The organism is Patulibacter sp., assembly GCF_030655195.1.
GTDB lineage: Bacteria > Actinomycetota > Thermoleophilia > Solirubrobacterales > Solirubrobacteraceae > Patulibacter.
The window spans coordinates 20620-38261 of record NZ_JAURWA010000074.1 but is presented as its reverse complement, the minus strand read 5'-3'; the positions used below and the strand labels follow the sequence as shown (position 1 = coordinate 38261).

Here is a 17642-nt window from a genome sequence, read left to right as displayed (position 1 = left end):
GCCCGGCGATCCCGAGCGCGCGGAGCGGCCCGGGGACGACGGCTTCGCGACGCGCGGCGGGGCGTCGGCGCGGCGTGGCGCGGACGACCACGACGAGCGGTCCGCGACCGCGACGGCGCGCCGCGACCCGTCGGACGACGTGCACCCCGGCCAGGAGCGCGACGACCACGCCGAGCGCGAACGCCACGGGCAGCACGCCCGCCGCGACGTGGGCCACGAGCTGCCCGGCCGTCTCGCCGTGGCCGGCGTCGAGCAGCATCGCGGTGCTCTCGTGGACCAGGAGCGCCCCGAGCAGGGCGACGATCAGGAGAACGGCGGTGCGGACGCGACCCGCGCGGGTCGGTCCGGGGCGGGCGATCCGTCGGCCCAGGAGGCCGGCGGTGGCGAGACCCGCGAGGGACGCGAGGGCCTCGGCGCCGCTGATCGACGCGACGCCGGAGACGCCTGAACGACCCTCGCCGATGACGTCGAGCAGCTCGGCGAGGAGGGTCGCGGCCACGAGGAGCAGCACGATCCGCCGGCGCTGCGCGTGCTCGCGCAGCGGCCGGATGAGGTCCAGGAGGCCCACGGCCGCGGAGGTTGGCAGGCGCAAGGACCTCAGACGTGAACGCGCGGAGAACTCGCGCGACCGCCGCTCAGCGCACGACGGTCAGCGGCTTCAGCGCCCGGTCGAGCGTGCGCAGGTCGCCGCGGCCGTACGCGCGGCGGTAGGTCCGCCGCTCGGCGGCCAGTCGCCGGGTCTGGCCCAGGGCCTTGCGGTGACCGATCCGCACGGCGCGCGCGGCCTGGATCGCGAACTCGGCATCGCCCAGCCTCGCGAAGCGCCGGATCGCACCGGTCATCGACGTGATCTCGCGGCGGTGCTCGGCCTTCGTCGTCGCGTCGACCCAGCCGGTGCCGGGGACCAGGCGCGACCAGGTGAGGTACGGCTGCGTCTCGGCGTAGGACCAATCCATGCCCTCGAACGCGGGATCGGCGATCTGGACGCGGCCCGTGGCGTCGGCGCGGTCGCCGCCCATCGAGCCGCCGTTGGTGCGGTCGCTCTTCCAGGCCCCCGACGCGTCGCGCCAGTAGCCCACGGTGATGACGCAGCAGTGCGCGCCACCGGTGAAGAGCGACATCGCGACCTCGGGGACGCCGTCGGCATCCTGGTCGGTGACGACGAGGCCCTTCTTACCCATCCGCAGCTTCGGGCCGAAGATCGTGCGCATCGGCATGCAGTGGAAGTCGTCGGCGAGCGGATCGCAGAGCTCGCCGGCCGCGCTCTCGGGGTAGAGCACCGCGTCGGTCTCGCCGCCGGGCCGGCGCAGCACGAGCTGGGTGGCCCGCTGGTCCTCGAACGTCTTCGGGCCGCGGTCCTCGACCGTCCAGCCCGAGGCGGTCGTGACCGAGACCTGGACGTCGCCGGTCGGCGTCGTCGGCAGCTCGGCCGCGACCGCCGGAGCGGCACCCAGGAGGGCGGCGACCGCGGCTGCGGCCATTAGCCGGCGACGGAGCAGGCCGGGCGAGCGGCGCGGCGCCACGCCAGGTGAACGGTGTGAACGAGGCATGGCTCCACTATGCCGACCGGCGGGGCGACCAGTGGCGCTCGGGCTGCACGAAGGCGATGGGCGAGGCCCGCCGGCGGTCGCATCGAGATCGGGCCGAAATCCGCCCGCGATCGCCCGAGCGGCCCACCCGCGGTTGGAACCGCGAGTCCGCCCGAACCGACGACCCGACGCGTCCAGCCGGGGTCCAGCGGCGGGCTCGGCCATCGGTCTAGCGCGACCTGCGACCTCGTCCCCAGACCGGCCCGGCCGCCGATCCCACGGTCATGCCCGTCAGGACCCCTCGGCTCGCCGTCGCCCTCGGTGTCGCGACCGTCGCCGTGCTCGCCGCCGCCCCCGGCGCCTCGGCCGCCACTACCTGCCCCGACGCCGACGCCGCCCCGGCGACGGTCGGCGTCGCGCGCTCCGCGGCGGCGCTCGGCTGTCTCGTCAACCACGAGCGTGGGGCCGCCGGCCTGCTGCCGGTCGCCGCCGAGTCGCGGGCCGCACAGGCCGCGCAGTGGCACGCCGACGACATGGCTGCGCGCGGGTTCTTCGCCCACGACGCACCGCCGGTCGCGCCGCACGGCACCGACGTCGGCGACCGCCTGACGAACGCCGGCTACACCTGGACCCTCGTCGGCGAGAACATCGCCCGCGGACAGGACACCCCGCGGTCCGTGATGACCGCCTGGCTGGCGAGCGCCGGGCACTGCGCGAACATCATGCGGCCCGGCTTCACGGACGCCGGTTTCGGGATCTCGACGGCCGGCAACGGTCCGTACTGGGCGCAGGTCTTCGCGCGGCCGATGGGCGTCGCCGCGCCGAGCGGCCCGGCCGTGAGCTGTCCCCGCGCGCCGGCCGTGCCCGCTCCCACCGGCGACGCCGCCCCCTCCGCCTCCCAGCCCGCGGCGGCCGTCCCGGGCCCGGCGACGGTCGTGCCGACGACCCCGCCCGCGACCGCCGGCACCGCCGCGACCGCGACCCCGGCCGCCCCGACCGCCGGGGAGACCCCGAAGGTCTCCGGCCTCCGCACGCGTCGCCGCCTGACCGTCCGCGTCACCGTGCCCGCCGGCGCCGGCCCGACCCGGGTGGTCGTCCGCGTCCGCCAGCGTGGCGCGGTCGTCCGCACCCGCACCGTCACCCGCGCCGCCGGGACCCACCGGCTGACCTTCAGGCTGCCTGCCGCCCACGCCGGGCGGATCACCGTCCGGGTCGGCACGCGGACCGTCACGGCGGCGTTCCGATGAGCAGGCTCCGTGGAGCGAGGGCCCCGCGCCGCCCGTGGTCCGCCCTCCTGGCCGCGGCCCTGACCGTCGTCCTCGGCCTGTCCGCCGGCGCACCTGTCGCCTCGGCCGCCTCCCCGTGCGCCGACGTCGACACCGAGCCGTCGACCATCGGGGTCGAGCGGAGCGCCGCCGCGCTGGGCTGCCTCGTCAACCGGGAACGCGACCTCGCCGGCCTGGGCACCGTCGTCGTCGACCCGAAGGTGCGGATCGCCGCGCAGCGCTACGCGGAGGACATGGCAACGCGCGGGTTCTTCGCGCACGAGTCGCCCGAGGGCACCGACCCCGGGCAGCGGCTGACGATCGCGGGCTTCGGCTGGTCGGCGTTCGGCGAGAACATCGCCGCCGGCCAGCGCACCGCCCGCGAGGTGATGACCGCGTGGCTGGACAGCAAGGGCCACTGCGAGAACCTGATGACGCCGATGTTCACGGTCGCCGGCTTCGGGATCGCCGCGGGCTTCGACGGGCCGTACTGGGTCCAGGAGTTCGCCCGCCCGATGGCCTCGGGCACCACCGTCTCGGCGCTGCAGGCCCCTGCCTGCCCGCGCCTCCCCGCCGCCGACGACGCCGTCCGCGCGACGACCGCGACCACCCCCGTCGCGGCACCGGTGCCCGCGACGCCCGCGACGATGGCCGCGCCCTGGGCGAAGCGGTCGGGTCGCCGGCTGCGGGTCCGGCTCGCCCTTCCCGCCGGCGACGGGACCCTCGCGGTCGCCGTCCGTGTCCGCCAGGCAGGCCGCACCGTCCGCACCACGACGATGCGGCGCCCGGCCGGCAGCACGCAGCGGCTGACGGTCCGGCTGCGCAGCGCCCGCGGCGGGCGGGTCGTCGTGAGCGCCGGGGCGGCGGCGCCGGTCGGCGTGAGCTTCCGCTGAGCGCGGGTCAGATCCGCCGCCGCGCGCGCGACCCTGACGGTGATGCCCGAGACCTTCACCGACGAGCCCCTGACGACCGAGCGCTTCGACGAGGCGCTCGCCTACGCGTCGCGCCACCACCGCCGGCAGCTGCGCAAGGGCAGCCGCATCCCCTACGTCGCGCACCTGCTCGCCGTCGCGGCGATCGCGCTGGAGATGGAGACCTCGGAGGACGAGGCCATCGGCGCGCTCCTGCACGACGTCATCGAGGACGGCGGCGGGATGGCCGCCCACGCCGAGATCAGCGAGCGCTTCGGGGCCGACGTCGCCCGGATCGTCCTGGCCAACTCCGACTCGACGACCGGGGAGAGCGAGAAGGCCCCCTGGCACGACCGCAAGCGCGAGTACCTCGCGTCGATCGCGCACGAGCGCCCCGACGAGCTGCGCGTGTCGCTGGCCGACAAGCTGCACAACGCCCGATCGATCGCCGCCGACCACCGCGCCGTCGGCGACGAGGTGTGGTCGCGGTTCTCCACCGGCAGCGCCGAGGACGTCCGCTGGTACTACCGCGGCCTGGCCGACGCGTTCGCCGCCCGCGCGGACGACCTGGGCCCGGGCGGCCGCCGCGCCCTGGCCGAGCTGCAGCGGACGGTCGGCGAGCTGGGCTGAGCGGCACCGCGCCACGGCCGATCCGTCCGCGGCGCGTCCAGGTCCGCCCGGGCGTCGCGGTAGCCTGCCGCCCGATGACCGTCCCGGGTCCCCCCGTCCTCGACATCCCCGACGCCGTCGAGGCGGCCCGCGAGGTGCGCGACCGCGTCGGCGTCGACCCGCACGAACCACTCCCGTGCGTGATCTCCCTCGCCGAGCAGGAGCTCGGCCTGGACGTCGTCGTCGCGTCGCTGCCGGAGAACTGCTCCGGCTTCTACCTGCCGCGTCCCGGGCGCGGGCTCGTCGCGACCAACGGCATCCACGCCGTCGTCCGCCAGCGCTTCACGGTCGCCCACGAGGTCGGCCACCACGTCCTCGGCCACGGCGCGGCGCCGCGCATCGTGACGCTGGCCGAGACGCCGTCGGCCGTCGAGTCCCCCGCCGGCGCGGTCACCGGCGAGGCGGGCGCCCGCCGCGAGGACCCCGCGTCCGGTCCCGCGGCGGAGCTCGCGCCCGCCACGAGCGCTACGGTGCCGGCGACGCCGAAGCGCCCGAGCGACCCGCGGGAGCGCGCCGCCAACGCCTTCGCCGCGGAGCTCCTCTGCCCCGCCCCCGCCGCCCGCGCGTTCGTCGACCGGCACGCGACGACGGACCGCGACGGCGCCCCGGTCGTCGACTTCGACCTCGTCGTCCGCCTCTCCTGCGCGTTCGGCCTCTCCGCGTGGGCGGTCCTCATGCGGCTGGGCACCGCGAAGGTCCTGGAGCGCGAGGGCGACGTGCGCGCGGCGCTGCAGTCCCGCGTCGACGCCCAGGAGCACATCGACCGCTACGGCCAGCTCGGCCTGCTCGAGCTCCAGGACGAGCTGCAGGAGATCGCGGGCATCGGGCGGCTGCCGCGGCTGCCGGAGGGGGTCGCCGGCGACGTGCTGCTGACGGTCACCGATCCGGACCGGCCGTTGGGCCCGCTGCTGCCGGCCGTCCGGCAGCTCCGCGTCCTGCTCGGCGTCGACCGGGACGACCGGGTGGCCTGAGTCGGCGGGGTCGCCCGCCTCCGGGACCGACGCTCACGATCGCGGCGTCCCGCCAGGGCCGCCACCGCGCCGCCCCGGAGCCAGGCCTGCTCAGCCGCCGCGAAGGAGCTCGTCGAGCTCGTCGCCGGGCTCGAGGGGCCCCTGCATGGCGGCGGCGGCACCGGCGAGGATGTCCCCGAGCTCCGCGGCCGCGTCCTCGTCGGCCCGGAACAGCGGTGCGGGCCGGGGCGGGGGACGCAGGACGTCCCCGGCGACGCCGAGCAGCTCGGCGAGGCGATCCGCGGCGCGGGTCGAGACGCCCGACGCCTCGAGCCCGCCCTCCTCGAGCTCGCGCAGCATCGCGGCGGCGCGATCCTCACGACCGCCGAGGTCGAAGGAGGCGGCGAACCGCGCGCCCAGCTCTGCGAGCCCCAACCCGGCGCGTTCACGGGCGGCCCGCAACCGGGCGGACCACGCCGGCGCCATCGCGTTCTCGGGTATCGCGGCGGCCCGGACGAACGCCGGGAGCGCCTCGATCTCGGCAGCGCGCTCCGGTGCGAGGGAGACGCTCGGGGCGACCATCACGAAGGTCTCGATCCGCTCGGCCAGGGCGTCCTGGTCCGCCGGGTCGGCGCGGTCGAGGTACGGATCGACCTCGGGGGCCCGCCCGTCCTGCCACGCCTGCACGAACTCGGCGTAGAGCTGGTCGATGTGCGGCATCAGCGGAGGTCCTTCAGGGCGTTCCGGAGCTGCCCGAGCCCGCGGCTGTAGATCTTGTCGACGTTCGGCGGCTTGAGGTCGAGGTGTTCTGCAACCTCCTTCGCGGAGTAGCCGGCGAGCCGCAGGACGACCACCTTCTCCTGCTGCTCCGGGAGGTCCGCGATCGCCGCGTTGATGGCGTCCCGGAGCTCGGACTGCTCGAAGCGGTCGGTCAACCGCTCCGCGAGCTCGTCCTCGATGCGTCGGACGAACGCGGCGGGCCCGTCCCCCGTCGGGTCCTCGGTGTCGAACGACCCCTCGCGGTGGACGTCCTCGGCGACGTGGTCGCGGACGTGGTCCTGGAACGTCCAGTTCACGGACCTGCGGAGGATGGCGCGGACCTCGCCGATCGACGAGCCCTCGAGTTCGAGCCAGTCGTGGAGGCGCAGGTACACCTCGTGCACGAGCTCGTCGCGGTCCTCGGCGGGCACCCGGCCGCCGGGCAGCGCGTCGTGGCGCTTCGTGGCGATCATGGCCGTGACGCGGGGCCACTCCGCGAGGAGCAGCGCGCGCCAGGTCTCGCTCATCGCGGCCCGGTCCTTGCGCCGGCGTGCGGCGACGAACGCGCGGAGCGCGACCTCGGACGGGTCGCGCGGGAGCTGGTCGGACGGGTCGACGGACTGGTGGGCCACGGGACGGAGCCGGGCCCGGCCCACGGGGGGCGGCGTCCGGCTCGGGCGAGCGTAGCGGCTCGGGACGACGGGAATCGATCTGCGGACGAGAGCACGGGGGCCTCCGGTCGCGCCGCACCGGACGGCGGCGTCCCGAGCCCAGTCGGGCGGGACGCGCCGGACCTGACGCGGCCCGGCGGCCCCCGGTGTTCCGTCGCTCCGGTCGCGCGCCCGGCCGGCGACCGCCGGGGCTCGGCGATCGCCCGAGCCCGGACGACCGCCGAGGGCCGTCGACCGCGCCGCCCGCGCGCGGCCGCCCGGCAGCGCCCTACGAGACCCGCTTCGCCCCGACGTAGTTCTGGCTCCAGTAGCCCGACGTGAACGAGTGCTCCATCACGCCGTGCGAGGTCGCCGAGATGACGGACGAGGAGCTCGTCGCGATGCCGACGTGGGAGGCCCCGGCGCCGGCGGTCGAGAAGAACACCAGGTCGCCCGCCTGCACGTCGGACTTCGAGACGCTCGTGCCCTGCCCGTACTGGGCGAAGCTCGTGCGCGACAGGGAGACCCCGGCCTGCTTGAACGCCCACTGGGTCAGGCCGGAGCAGTCGAACGAGGACGGGCCCGTCGCGCCGTAGGAGTACGGGGCGCCGATCTTCGACCGGGCCGCCGAGATCGCGGCGGCCATGCCCGTGCCGGCACTCGCCTTCGCGCTCGAGCCGGAGCCGCCCGCGCTGCCGCCCTTGGTCGCCGTGACGCCCAGGCTCGCCAGCGTGGCGGGCCCCGGGACGCCGTCGACCTCGAGGCCGTTGGAGCGCTGGTAGTCGCGCAGCGCCTTGCGGGTCTGCGGACCCCACTCGCCGTCGGCCCCGACGCCGAGCTTGGCCTGGATCGCCTTGACCGTCGTCGAGGACAGGTCCGGGTCCGTGCTCGCCGAGGACGCCGTGCGGGACGACGCCTTCGACGTGCCGCTGGACTTCGACGCCTTCTTCGTCGCCGAGCCGAGGCCCAGCTTCGACGCGGTGAGCGCGCCGACGACGCCGTCGATCGCCAGGCCGTTGGCGCGCTGGAACGCGCGGACGGCCTTGTGGGTGGCGGTGCCGAACTCGCCGTCGGCGGCGATGCCCAGCGCCTTCTGCAGCGCCACGACGCGGGAGCCGCTGTCGCCGCGCTTGAGGACGGAGTCGGTGACCGGGGCCGCCTGCGCCGTGCCGGCCGTGACGGCCTCGGTGGCGGGGACCGCGAGGGTCACGCCGACGAGGGCCATCGCCAGCTTTGATCGGGCGCCCTGCTTCACCCCCACCTTGCGGGCGGCGGCGGACTCGCGCCGCAGCTGCGAGCGGACCTTGGAGCGCTCCCAGAACTCGAGCTCGCCGAGGTCGCGGTCGCCCGGCCGCGGGGCGTGGAAGGCGTAGGACTCCTCGGGGATCCCGATGCGCCACAGCTCGGTGGTGGCCGTGGTCGTGGTGCTCGTCATCGTCGGTGCCATGTCGTTGCTCCTGCTCTTGCGGCCTACGGGGTGAGCTGACGGGCTCGCGCAGTGCGCTACGCCGCTGACGACGGCGATTCGCCCCGGGGCCGATGACGCCCGGTTGGTTCCCCCGTTCCCCGTGCCAGAAGCGGCGCCGGAGACTCGGCCTGGTGGTCCATCTTCTACACCAACACCGACCCCGCCGAGCCGATTCGGTCCACGGACGAAGGAGTCCGGGGACGGGCGTCGACGGGACTCTGGACGGCGACCGAGCGGACCCGCGCCAACCGGGTTCGGCGGCGCCTCATGGCGGGGTGGCGCGCGGCACCGTCGCCCGCGTGAGCGCCTCGTGAGACCTGCGTCACCGACGGGGCCGGGCGAGCTACCGTCCGGACCATGGATCGCGTCCCCCCGCTCCTTCGCCCCGCCACCGTCGCCGCAGGCGTCCTGACCGCAGGCCTCGCACTCGCGGCCGGTGCACCGGCCGCGTCCGCCGCGTGCGCGGGCGCGAACCGAACGGTCGCGTCGCAGGGCGCCACGAAGGCCGAGGCCGCCGTCCTCTGCCTCGTCAACGAGCGGCGCACCTCGGCAGGCCTGAAGTCCCTGACGGCCAGCTCGGGCGCGGCCACCGCGGCCCAGCGCCACACGAACGACATGGTCCGCCGGCGCTACTTCGACCACCGGTCCCCGGGCGGGTCGACCGTCGCCGACCGGGTGAACGCCACCGGTCTGCGGTGGTCCGCGCTCGGCGAGAACATCGCCGTCGGCCAGCGGACCCCGGCCGCCGTCATGCGCGGATGGATGAAGAGCCCCGGCCACCGGGCGAACATCATGAAGGCCGGGTTCCGGGTGCTCGGCGTCGGCGTCTCGCCGAAGGGCACCCGCGGGTACTCCGGGTCGACCTGGACCCAGGTCTTCGCCCGGCCGAGGTGAGCGGCGGTCCGGGTCGCGGGACGGTCGGTTCCGTCCCGCGCACGCGGGTAGACGCCGGACGTGTCCGAACCCGAGAAGACCGCCGACGGCCACTACGTGATCATCGACGGGCGCAGGTGGCGTGCCACCGATCCCCGGCTCTCCGAGGAGGAGCGTCAGGCGCACGTGAACGACCTGATGAGCGCCCGGCGCGACGTCGGGACGGCCAAGCGCCGGGGCGACGACGACGCCGTCGCGGCCGCCCGGGCCCGCGTCCACGCCGCCAAGGTCGCGCTCGGCGAGCGCGGACCGAAGTGGTGGGAGGACGACGACGGGGACGAGCCGGACGACGCCTCTGAGACCACACGCACGGCAACCGCCGAGGCCCGCACGGACGGAGCGTCGTCATGAGCGATCTCGTCCTGGTCACCGGTGCAACGGGCTACATCGGCTCCCAGCTGCTCGAGCGCCTCCGGGACTCCGACGTCCGCCTGCGGGTCCTCGTCCGCGACGCCTCGAAGTTCGAGGCGCCCGAGGGCCTGCAGGTCGACGTCGTCGAGGCCGACCTCGCCGACGCCGCCACGCTCGCCCCGGCGCTGCAGGACGTCGACGTCGTCTACTACCTCGTCCACTCCATGGGCGGGAAGGGCGACCTCGCCGAGCAGGACCGGACCGCCGCGACGAACTACGTCGGGGCCGCGACGGCCGCGGGCGTCCGCCGCACGATCTACATGGGCGCGGTCGGCTACGACCCCGACGGCGGCTCGTCCGAGCACCTGAAGAGCCGCCACGAGGTCGAGGAGATCCTCTGCGACGGCGGCACCCCCGAGGTCGTCGTCGTCCGCGCGTCGATGGTCGTGGGCGCGGGCTCCGGCTCGTTCAAGACGCTCGTGCAGATGGTCGACCGCCTGCCGGTCCTCGCGACCGCCCCGTGGCGCAGCGCCCGGTCGCAGCCGATCGCGATCGCCGACGTCCTCTCCTGCCTCGTCGCGGCCCGCACCGTCGATCCGGGCCGGTACGAGATCGCCGGCGCCGACGAGCTGACCGTCGAGGAGCTGATGCGCGAGATCGCCCGGCAGCTCGACAAGCCCTACCACGCGCTCTCGGTGCCGATCAGCGTCCCGAAGGTCGAGGGCGCGATCGCCTCGGTCGTCGCCGACGAGGACCGCGAGCTCATCACGTCGCTGCTCGAGGGCCTCGGCGACGACCTGGTCGTCGACGACAACGACGCGGGCCCGGTCTTCGGCGTGACCCCGACCTCGTTCCCCGAGGCCGCGGCCGACGCGATCCCCCAGATCGCCGACAAGCACTGAGGGCGCGGCGGGGGGGGCGACCCCGCCCCTCCCCGGGTCGTCCGGCGCGGGCGGGCGACGTGTCCCCTGTGACGTCGGACGCCCCGCCGTTCGGCGCTCCGGACGCTGGGTAGCGACGGGGCATGCCCGCTCCCGCCGCCATCCTGGACATCGACGGCACCCTCGTCGACACGAACTACCAGCACGCCCTGGCCTGGAACGAGGCGTTCGTCCAGCACGGCTTCGTGCTGCCGATCTGGCGGATCCACCGGCTGATCGGGATGGGCGGCGACCAGCTCGTCGCCGAGCTGATCGGGGAGGACGCCGACGCCGAGCACGGCGACGACATCCGCGCCGCCGAGGGTGCGCTGTACCTCGGCTCGATCGCGTCGGTCCACCCGTTCGACGAGGCGCGGGAGCTCATCGAGGACCTCTCCTCCGGCGACCGGCGCTGCGTCCTGGCCAGCTCCGCGAAGCAGAAGGAGGTCGACCACTACCTCGACGTCCTCGACGCCCGGGACCTCGTCGACAGCTGGACGACCTCCGACGACGTCGAGAACACCAAGCCCTCCCCCGACCTCGTCCGTGCCGCGCTGGACAAGCTCGGCACGGAGGACGCCGTCATGATCGGTGACACCCCGTGGGACATCGAGGCGGCGGAGCGCGCGGGCGTCCCGACGATCGCCGTGATGACCGGCGGGTTCTCGCGTGCCGAGCTCGAGGAGGCCGGCGCCGCGACGGTCTACGACTCGATCCCCGCGCTGCGCGCCGACCTGCAGAACACGCCGCTGGCCGGGTGAGGGGCGGCCCGCCGGGGGCCGACCGCGGGCCCGCGGGCCGGTCGTCCCGCGGCGCCGGTAGCCCCGCGGCCCCGCGACCGCCCGGCCGGGCCACCGCGACCCCTACCGCGACCGCACCCGCCGCACCCAGCCCTTGACCGTGTCGGCGGCCTCGGCGGTCGCCTGCCGGGCGGAGTCCGCCGCGGTCCGCGCCTGGGCGCCGGCCTCGGCGGCGCGCCGCCTGCGGAAGCGGGAGATGTCGAGGCTCGCGCCGCACTGGGAGCACCCCGCGGCGAAGGCCGTCACGCGCGTCCCGCACTGGGGGCACCGGGTCAGGTCGTTCTGGAACATGGGCTGCCTCGAGGGTAGGACGGCGGGGTCAAGCCGCCATCAAACCCGGATGAACGTCAGGTCCTGATCAGCGGCCCTCGGCGACGGTCCCGTGGCGCGGGCCCTTCGCCAGGAAGCCGGCGACGGCGTTCTGCAGGTCCTCCGTCGCGAACAGCGCGCCCGAGACGGCCGGGACGACGGAGTCGGCGGTGCCCACGCCGTCGTCGGCCCAGGCGCGGACGATCTGCTTCGTGGCGTCGTGCGCGCGGGTCGGACCGTCGGCCAGCTTGCGCGCCAGGGCGCGGGCCTTCTCGTCGACCTCGGCGTCGTCCCACACGCGGTTGACGACGTTCCAGCGCTCGAGCGTCTCGGCGTCGAAGAGCTCGGCGGTCATCACCAGCTCGCGGGCGCGGCCGGAGCCGGCGCGCTCGGCGATCCGCTGCGGGCCGCCCATCGAGGGGGTCAGCCCGACGACGGTCTCCACCAGGCCGAACTTCGCGCCCCGGCCGGCGACGATGATGTCGCAGCCCAGCGCCAGCTCGAACGCGGCGGTCAGGGTCAGCCCGTGCGCGGCGAAGACGACGGGACAGGGCAGCTGCTCGATCGTCTGGACGATCCGGAGCAGGTCGCGCCAGAGGCCCGCGCCCTGCTCGACCGACCGACCCTCGAACTCGTGCACGTCGACGCCCGCGGAGACGACGTCGCCGTCCGCGCGGATCAGCAGGCCGCGCGGCGGGTCGGCCTTCAGCGCGGCCGCGTGGTCGCGCAGGGCGTCGAACATCGCCTTGTCGAAGAGGTTCAGCGGGGGGCTGGCGATGGTGAGGACGGCCAGGCCGCCGTCGCGCTCCAAGGTCATCGGGGCGTCGGACATGAAGGGTGACCTCCGGTCGGGTTCGTCGCATCATGCCGCGCGGGCGGGTGCCGTGGTGGCCGGTCCGGCCGGAGGACCTACCGGCGGTCGGATCCCACGGGCTCCCGTCGCGGCCCGCACGGCGATCCCGCGGGCCCGGTCCGGCGCACCCGTCCTCCGCCCTCGCCTGCGACGATGGACCGCGATGACGCGCGCGTGGGACGACCTCGATCGGCTGGTGGACGCGGTGGAGGCCCGCTCCACGCACCTGACGTCGGAGATCCACGGCGTCGACCACTGGCGGGCCGTGGGTGCCACCGCGGCGTCCTTGGCCGACGTCGTCGACATGGCCTCCCCCGACGCCCCGGGCGCCCGTCCGGACCGCGAGCTGCTGCTGCTCTTCGCGCTGCTGCACGACTCCCAGCGCCTCGACGACGGACGCGACCTCGAGCACGGCCCCCGGGCCGCGGCGTTCCTCGAGGACCTGCGGGGCACGGGCCTGATCCACCTGGACGACGGTCGCGCCGCGGTGCTGCACGAGGCGATCCGCGACCACACGGGCGGCACGACGTCGGAGCAGCCGACCGTCGCCGTCTGCTGGGACGCCGACCGCCTGCTGATCCACCGCGTCGGCTTCGTCCCGAACGCCCGCTTCTGCTCGACGCTCGAGGCCCGCCGCCGGGCGGACGCCGGTGACCTGCCCGACCTCGTCGGCCCGCCCACGTGGGGCGCGGTCGCGGGGCTGCTCGCGGTCGCCTGAGCTCAGCCCCGGCTCACCACACCGTCTCGGCGAAGACCTGGACCGCCAGGGCCTGCAGCGCGAGGATCCCGAGCACCCACGGCAGGCGCCGACGGGTCAGGAGCGGCGCGGCGGCGACGATCGCCAGCGGCACGAAGATCAGCCAGATGCGCTCGGTCTCGGCCTTCGTGAAGCCCGCGACCGCGGCGATCAGGACGACGATCAGGATCGCCATCGCGGCCGGGGAGCGACGGATCGCCGCGCGGACCGCGGCGGCCAGGACGACGGGACCGAGCATGACGCCCCACGCGACGGGCGAGCCGAAGACCCAGAAGTGGTAGGGCCGCACCTGCGCCAGGGAGTTGCGGTAGACGCCCTCCGTGGCCAGCAGCGTGCCGACCGGGTCGTAGCCGTAGCCGACGGCCAGCCACCCGTTGATCGCGACGAACCCGGCGCCCATCGCGGCGGCCAGGACGGCGGCGCGGCGCCACCCGTCGCGGAAGAGCACCGCCAGCGCGACCGCGGCTCCGACGCCCAGGAGCGCCCACGAGAAGACGGTGCAGATCGCGAACGCCGCCACGCCGAGCACGACGAGCGGGACCCGGCGCGACAGCAGCAGCGCGGCGGCGAGGGCACCCATCGCGGCGTAGACGGCGTCGAACGAGGTGAACCCGTCCAGCAGCATGACCGGGGTGAAGACCGCGACGAGCCCGGCGGTGCGGGCGGCGCGCTCGGACACCAGGGTCCGGCCGACCCAGTAGGTCAGGGGCGCGCAGAGCGCCGCGCAGGCGATGCAGAGCGCGGCGAGCGACTGTGCGGTCTCCGCGCCGATCGCCCGCATCAGCAGCAGCGGTCCGGGACCGTGGCCGGCGATGTTCACCGGCTGCGAGGTCACGGTCTCGGCGAAGCGGTCCAGGTAGTTCGGGATGCCCCAGCGCAGGAGCGGGATCCCCGGCAGGTACTCGTTGGCGGCCTCGAACGAGCCGCGCGGTCCCAGGTCGAAGACGGCGTACCACCCGTAGGTCCCGACCCGCGCGGCGTTCAGCGACAGGCCGGCGGCCGCGGCCAGCAGCAGCAGCACGACGGCGAAGGGGAGCGGTCGCAGCCGCAGGTCCAGCAGGCGCGGGGCGAGCGCCGAGCCGAGTCCCAGGACGAGCACCGCGACGATCAGCCACGGGTCGGTCTTCGTGACCAGGCCGAGGACGAAGGGCGGGTTGGCCGTGCCGTAGGCGCCCTGCAGCTTGCCGTCGACGTGGCCCCGCCAGATCGTGATCAGCGCGATCAGCGCGAGGACCGCCAGGACGAGGGGCTCGCGGCGGGCCGGGGGGCCGAGGCCGTCGCCGGCGGCGTCCGTCGTCCCGGTCGCGTGCGGGGTGCCTGCCGCGTCCGTCGTGCCGGCCGCGTACGGGGTGCCCCGTGCGGCGGAGGTCGGCTGCGATGCTTCGGTCACTCGTGCTCGCTCCCCGGTCGTCCATCGTCGTCGCCTGCGTGGTCTCCGCCGCGGCTCTCGCGGGCTGCGGGGGCGGCTCGAAGCCGGCCGCGGAGCTGCCGCCGGCCGCCGAGCCACCGAACGCCGCGCCGCTGACGGTGAAGCCCGCGGGCATCGTCACGAAGGTCGGCAAGCGCCCGGAGGGGATCGTCGCAGACCCCGGCACGGGACTCGTCGCCGTCGCCCTGCGTCGGCCGGCCAAGCTGGTCATCGTCAAGGCGTCGACGGGCAAGGTCGTCGACCGCGTCTCGATCCCCGGCGCCCCGCGGCACCTCCAGCTCGCCGATCCGGGCTCGTCCGCGGCCCGCGTGCTCGTCCCCGACGAGGACGACGACACGCTCAGCCAGGTCTCGCTCGGCGGGCGCTACGGCGGCAAGGACGTGCCCGTCGGGCGCGTCGTCGCGCAGGCGAAGGTCGGCCGGCAGCCCCACGACGCCACGCCGCTGGGCAGCACCGGCGAGGTCGCCGTCGGCGCCGAGCTCGGCAACGTCCTGCAGATCGTGAAGGGCGACAAGGTCGTCCGGCAGAAGCGGATCGCGCTGCAGCCCGGCGGGCTGGCGACGATCGACGGGGGCAGGATCATCGTCGTCGTCGCCGTCAAGCAGCGCGTGATCGAGCTCTACGACGCGCAGACGCTCGAGCGCCTGGCCTCGGAGCCCGCCGGCGTCGGGCCCACGCACGTCGTCTGCCGCGACGAGGGCATCTGCTACGTCGCCGACACCACCGGCAAGGGCGTCCTGGTCTTCGAGTGGAAGGACGGGAAGCTCGACCTGCTGCGCCGCCAGTACCTCTCGAGCCAGCCGTACGGGATCGCCCTCGACGAGAAGCGCTACAAGGTGTGGGTCACGCTGCCGGCCGTCAACCAGCTCGTCGAGCTGCGCGCGCGGACGAAGTCCAAGACGGGGCAGATCATCCCGACCGTCGAGCAGCCGCAGACCGTCGCGGTCGACGAGTCCGACGGCAAGGTCTTCGTCACCGGCGCCACCGAGGGTGTCCTGCAGACCGTGACGCCCGCGGGGTAGGACGCGGCGCCCCGCGCGGCCGACGACGTCCGGCCCGTCCGTGGTGGTCGGCGGACGGACGGGGACGCCGGTGCCCGTCACGCCGAGGCGGCGGGCGCGTCCCGACGCTCGCGGCGCGCGTGCAGCAGGACCCGCAGGCCGTAGAGCACCGCCGAGCCGATGAGCAGGCCGGCGGTGATCGCCAGCCAGCGGCCCGCGAAGTCCGGCTGCTCCTGCAGGCCCGTCGACAGGCGGTGGCCGATCGGCGCCTTGTGCGTGATGTTCGGGAAGTAGACGAGCAGCAGCACGCCGGACATCACCAGCGGGAAGCGGACGTGGCCGTTGCCCGGGAGGGCCGGCAGGCGCCGCGTGCGCCCCTCGGCGGGACGCCGTGCGGCCCGCGCCTGCGCGTCGCCGGCCACCAGCGACCAGGCCCCGCGCGCCAGCCGGTCGAGGCCGACGTAGAGCGGCAGGGCGACGAAGTCGTTGAGGACCGCGCCGCCGACGAGCCAGATGGCGAGGTTGACGTACGCCGCCTCGTAGCGGCTGTCGAACGCCTGCGACAGCGCCCAGGCGATCAGCGCGATCGCCGCGAGGTGCAGCAGCAGGTGCAGGGGCGAGGCGCCGTAGCTGCGCCGCCAACGCGAGACCGGCCCACCCGACGAGGGGTCCTGCGGCAGACCGTCGCCGTCCGGGACGCCGGCGTGCTGCGCCGCGCCCGTCGGGGCGGCGCCGTCCGTCCGGGCGGGCCCCTCCCCCTCGGGCACGCCGACGATGCGGTCCGGATCGCTCATGCGCGCACCCACTCCAGGGCGCTGACCCATTTGGTGCAGTGCACCCCGGGTAGCGCGGGGACGATGATCCGCGCCGGGTAGCCGTGGTCCAGCGACAGGTCCACCCCGTTGACCCGGAACGCCAGCAGCGCGTTGTCGGCGTTGGCCTGGTCCGTGGAGAGGGTCGTCTGCCGGAACGGCCCGGACGCCTGGAGCGACCCGACCCGCAACAGGTCGTCGGGGTCCGCGTCGACGAGCGCGCCGAGGTCGCGCAGACGCACGCCGGTCCACGCCTGGGTGGTCGACCAGCCCTCGACGCAGGCGATCGGCAGGTCGTGGGTGTAGAGCGGCAGGAGCCCCATGACCGACGGCCGCGAGAGCTGCAGCGTGCGGTCGCCGGCGCGCAGCTCGAGCAGGTAGGTCGCGCCGACCATCGTCGGGGTGATGCGGGCGACCGCCGCGGTCTTGTTGACGGGGAAGCCGTTGGGCCCGTCGAGCGCCAGGCCGTTGCCGCGCGGCGCGAGCACCGCGATCTTGCGCAGCGGGCCGCCGATCGACTGTCCGACCGTCGTCGCCAGCAGCACGCCCGACGCCGCGGTGACCAGGCCGAGGACGCCGCGGCGCGAGATCGTCGCCGGTGCGGGGTTCGGGGTGACCAGGCCGCCGGGCTCGTAGGCCTCGGGCCGGGTGTCCTGCAGGTTCGTGCGGAGCGGTCGCAGCTCGCGGCCCGTCCGCATCGCCCGGCGGACCTTCGGCATCCGGATCGCGACGTGCAGGACGATCGAGAAGATCAGCACCCAGCCGCCGTAGTAGTGCGCGACGACGAAGTTGAACTGCCACGGGTACCAGAGCTGGATGTTCGCGATGCCGGTCGCCAGCTGGAAGAACGCCGAGCCGACCAGCAGCAGGTTGGCGAGCTTCGTCAGGACCTCCGCCGGGTTGGGCGCCGGCGGCCAGGCGAAGAGCTTCGGGATGACCGACCACAGCTTGGCGAGCACCACCGGCACCAGCACGACGCCGAGCGTGACGTGGGTGCCCTGCGTGGCCGCGTAGAGCCACGACGGGCTCGTCGGGAAGTCGAAGACCACGAACTGCAGGTCGAACTCGCGCGGCACGATCGCGTTGTTGCCCAGCTGGGGCATGTACGCCGCGTGCGAGACCAGGCCGGTCAGGAAGACGATCGGGAACCCGATCAGGAGGACGATCCCCAGTGCCGCGGTGATCCACGGGCCCCGGATCGGCGAGCGCCAGAACCCCGGCCGGGCCGGGCCCGGCGGCGGCTCGGCCGGGAGCAGGCGCGGGAGTTTCACGGTGT

General features: G+C 75.3%; 20 protein-coding genes and 1 riboswitch. Of the genes, 10 read left to right on the top strand and 10 right to left on the bottom strand.

The window, feature by feature from the left end:
- Together Q7T67_RS08040 and Q7T67_RS08035 are read right to left on the bottom strand one after the other, a co-directional pair.
- Nucleotides 1–568: hypothetical protein (locus Q7T67_RS08040; protein ID WP_304787831.1), on the bottom strand; the 568-nt coding region annotated here is incomplete at its 3' end.
- 67 nt (nucleotides 569–635) lie between these two features.
- Nucleotides 636–1481: a hypothetical protein gene (locus tag Q7T67_RS08035; RefSeq protein WP_304787828.1), complete on the bottom strand. Its 846-nt coding sequence runs from the start codon at nucleotides 1479–1481 to the stop codon at nucleotides 636–638.
- A gap of 332 nt (nucleotides 1482–1813) precedes the next feature.
- Here Q7T67_RS08035 and Q7T67_RS08030 point away from each other — a divergent pair, with 332 nt between their 5' ends.
- From Q7T67_RS08030 to Q7T67_RS08015, 4 genes are all read left to right on the top strand, one after another.
- Nucleotides 1814–2776: a CAP domain-containing protein gene (locus tag Q7T67_RS08030; RefSeq protein ID WP_304787826.1), complete on the top strand. Its 963-nt coding sequence runs from the start codon at nucleotides 1814–1816 to the stop codon at nucleotides 2774–2776.
- Nucleotides 2773–3687 (top strand): CAP domain-containing protein, encoded by a 915-nt coding sequence (locus tag Q7T67_RS08025; RefSeq protein WP_304787824.1) that lies wholly within the window; start codon nucleotides 2773–2775, stop codon nucleotides 3685–3687. The genes Q7T67_RS08030 and Q7T67_RS08025 overlap by 4 nt, the downstream gene beginning before the upstream one ends.
- Nucleotides 3688–3729: 42 nt before the next feature.
- Nucleotides 3730–4335, top strand: a complete 606-nt coding sequence (locus Q7T67_RS08020; RefSeq protein ID WP_304787822.1) for an HD domain-containing protein — start codon at nucleotides 3730–3732, stop codon at nucleotides 4333–4335.
- 74 nt (nucleotides 4336–4409) lie between these two features.
- On the top strand, nucleotides 4410–5345 hold the full coding sequence (locus Q7T67_RS08015) for an ImmA/IrrE family metallo-endopeptidase (RefSeq protein ID WP_304787819.1): 936 nt from the start codon (nucleotides 4410–4412) through the stop codon (nucleotides 5343–5345).
- Between the two features lie 90 nt (nucleotides 5346–5435).
- Here Q7T67_RS08015 and Q7T67_RS08010 read toward each other — a convergent pair whose 3' ends face one another.
- The 3 genes from Q7T67_RS08010 to Q7T67_RS08000 form a co-directional block, all read right to left on the bottom strand.
- Nucleotides 5436–6044 (bottom strand): hypothetical protein, encoded by a 609-nt coding sequence (locus tag Q7T67_RS08010; protein WP_304787816.1) that lies wholly within the window; start codon nucleotides 6042–6044, stop codon nucleotides 5436–5438.
- Complete coding sequence (locus Q7T67_RS08005; protein WP_304787814.1) at nucleotides 6044–6715, bottom strand: RNA polymerase sigma factor; 672 nt, start codon at nucleotides 6713–6715, stop codon at nucleotides 6044–6046. The genes Q7T67_RS08010 and Q7T67_RS08005 overlap by 1 nt, the downstream gene beginning before the upstream one ends.
- A gap of 307 nt (nucleotides 6716–7022) precedes the next feature.
- The gene (locus tag Q7T67_RS08000; RefSeq protein WP_304787813.1) at nucleotides 7023–8180 is read right to left on the bottom strand and encodes an NlpC/P60 family protein; all 1158 of its coding nucleotides are present in this window, start codon (nucleotides 8178–8180) and stop codon (nucleotides 7023–7025) included.
- 5 nt (nucleotides 8181–8185) lie between these two features.
- Nucleotides 8186–8340, bottom strand: a riboswitch (cyclic di-AMP (ydaO/yuaA leader).
- A 218-nt stretch (nucleotides 8341–8558) separates the two neighbouring features.
- Between Q7T67_RS08000 and Q7T67_RS07995 the strand changes: the two genes are divergently transcribed.
- The 4 genes from Q7T67_RS07995 to Q7T67_RS07980 all read left to right on the top strand — a co-directional run bounded on the left by Q7T67_RS07995 (nucleotide 8559) and on the right by Q7T67_RS07980 (nucleotide 11166).
- Nucleotides 8559–9095: a CAP domain-containing protein gene (locus Q7T67_RS07995; protein WP_304787810.1), complete on the top strand. Its 537-nt coding sequence runs from the start codon at nucleotides 8559–8561 to the stop codon at nucleotides 9093–9095.
- Nucleotides 9096–9155: 60 nt separating this feature from the next.
- Nucleotides 9156–9485: a hypothetical protein gene (locus Q7T67_RS07990; RefSeq protein ID WP_304787808.1), complete on the top strand. Its 330-nt coding sequence runs from the start codon at nucleotides 9156–9158 to the stop codon at nucleotides 9483–9485.
- Nucleotides 9482–10387 carry an NAD(P)H-binding protein gene (locus Q7T67_RS07985; RefSeq protein ID WP_304787806.1) on the top strand — a complete coding sequence of 302 codons (906 nt, stop codon included), beginning with the start codon at nucleotides 9482–9484 and terminating at the stop codon, nucleotides 10385–10387. Before Q7T67_RS07990 ends, Q7T67_RS07985 begins: the two co-directional genes overlap by 4 nt.
- 122 nt (nucleotides 10388–10509) lie before the next feature.
- Nucleotides 10510–11166, top strand: a complete 657-nt coding sequence (locus tag Q7T67_RS07980; protein WP_304787804.1) for an HAD family hydrolase — start codon at nucleotides 10510–10512, stop codon at nucleotides 11164–11166.
- A 102-nt stretch (nucleotides 11167–11268) separates the two neighbouring features.
- Here Q7T67_RS07980 and Q7T67_RS07975 read toward each other — a convergent pair whose 3' ends face one another.
- Both Q7T67_RS07975 and Q7T67_RS07970 read right to left on the bottom strand, forming a co-directional pair.
- On the bottom strand, nucleotides 11269–11496 hold the full coding sequence (locus Q7T67_RS07975) for a hypothetical protein (RefSeq protein WP_304787802.1): 228 nt from the start codon (nucleotides 11494–11496) through the stop codon (nucleotides 11269–11271).
- Nucleotides 11497–11563: 67 nt separating this feature from the next.
- Nucleotides 11564–12346: an enoyl-CoA hydratase/isomerase family protein gene (locus Q7T67_RS07970; protein ID WP_304787799.1), complete on the bottom strand. Its 783-nt coding sequence runs from the start codon at nucleotides 12344–12346 to the stop codon at nucleotides 11564–11566.
- 184 nt (nucleotides 12347–12530) lie between these two features.
- On the opposite strand from Q7T67_RS07970, the gene Q7T67_RS07965 reads away from it, so the two are divergent.
- On the top strand, nucleotides 12531–13085 hold the full coding sequence (locus Q7T67_RS07965; protein WP_304787797.1) for a hypothetical protein: 555 nt from the start codon (nucleotides 12531–12533) through the stop codon (nucleotides 13083–13085).
- 13 nt (nucleotides 13086–13098) lie between these two features.
- On the opposite strand, the gene Q7T67_RS07960 is transcribed toward Q7T67_RS07965, so the two are convergent.
- Nucleotides 13099–14514, bottom strand: a complete 1416-nt coding sequence (locus Q7T67_RS07960) for a hypothetical protein (RefSeq protein WP_304787795.1) — start codon at nucleotides 14512–14514, stop codon at nucleotides 13099–13101.
- Here Q7T67_RS07960 and Q7T67_RS07955 point away from each other — a divergent pair.
- A complete protein-coding gene (locus tag Q7T67_RS07955; RefSeq protein WP_304787792.1) occupies nucleotides 14502–15575 on the top strand; it encodes a YncE family protein in 1074 nt (357 codons plus the stop codon). The two genes, Q7T67_RS07960 and Q7T67_RS07955, sit on opposite strands and share 13 nt — an antisense overlap.
- 77 nt (nucleotides 15576–15652) lie before the next feature.
- Here Q7T67_RS07955 and Q7T67_RS07950 read toward each other — a convergent pair whose 3' ends face one another.
- Both Q7T67_RS07950 and Q7T67_RS07945 read right to left on the bottom strand, forming a co-directional pair.
- Nucleotides 15653–16348 carry a hypothetical protein gene (locus tag Q7T67_RS07950; protein ID WP_304787790.1) on the bottom strand — a complete coding sequence of 232 codons (696 nt, stop codon included), beginning with the start codon at nucleotides 16346–16348 and terminating at the stop codon, nucleotides 15653–15655.
- Entirely contained in the window at nucleotides 16345–17637 is a 1293-nt protein-coding gene (locus Q7T67_RS07945) for a molybdopterin-dependent oxidoreductase (RefSeq protein ID WP_304787788.1), read from the bottom strand. The genes Q7T67_RS07950 and Q7T67_RS07945 overlap by 4 nt, the downstream gene beginning before the upstream one ends.
- Nucleotides 17638–17642 lie beyond the last annotated feature (5 nt).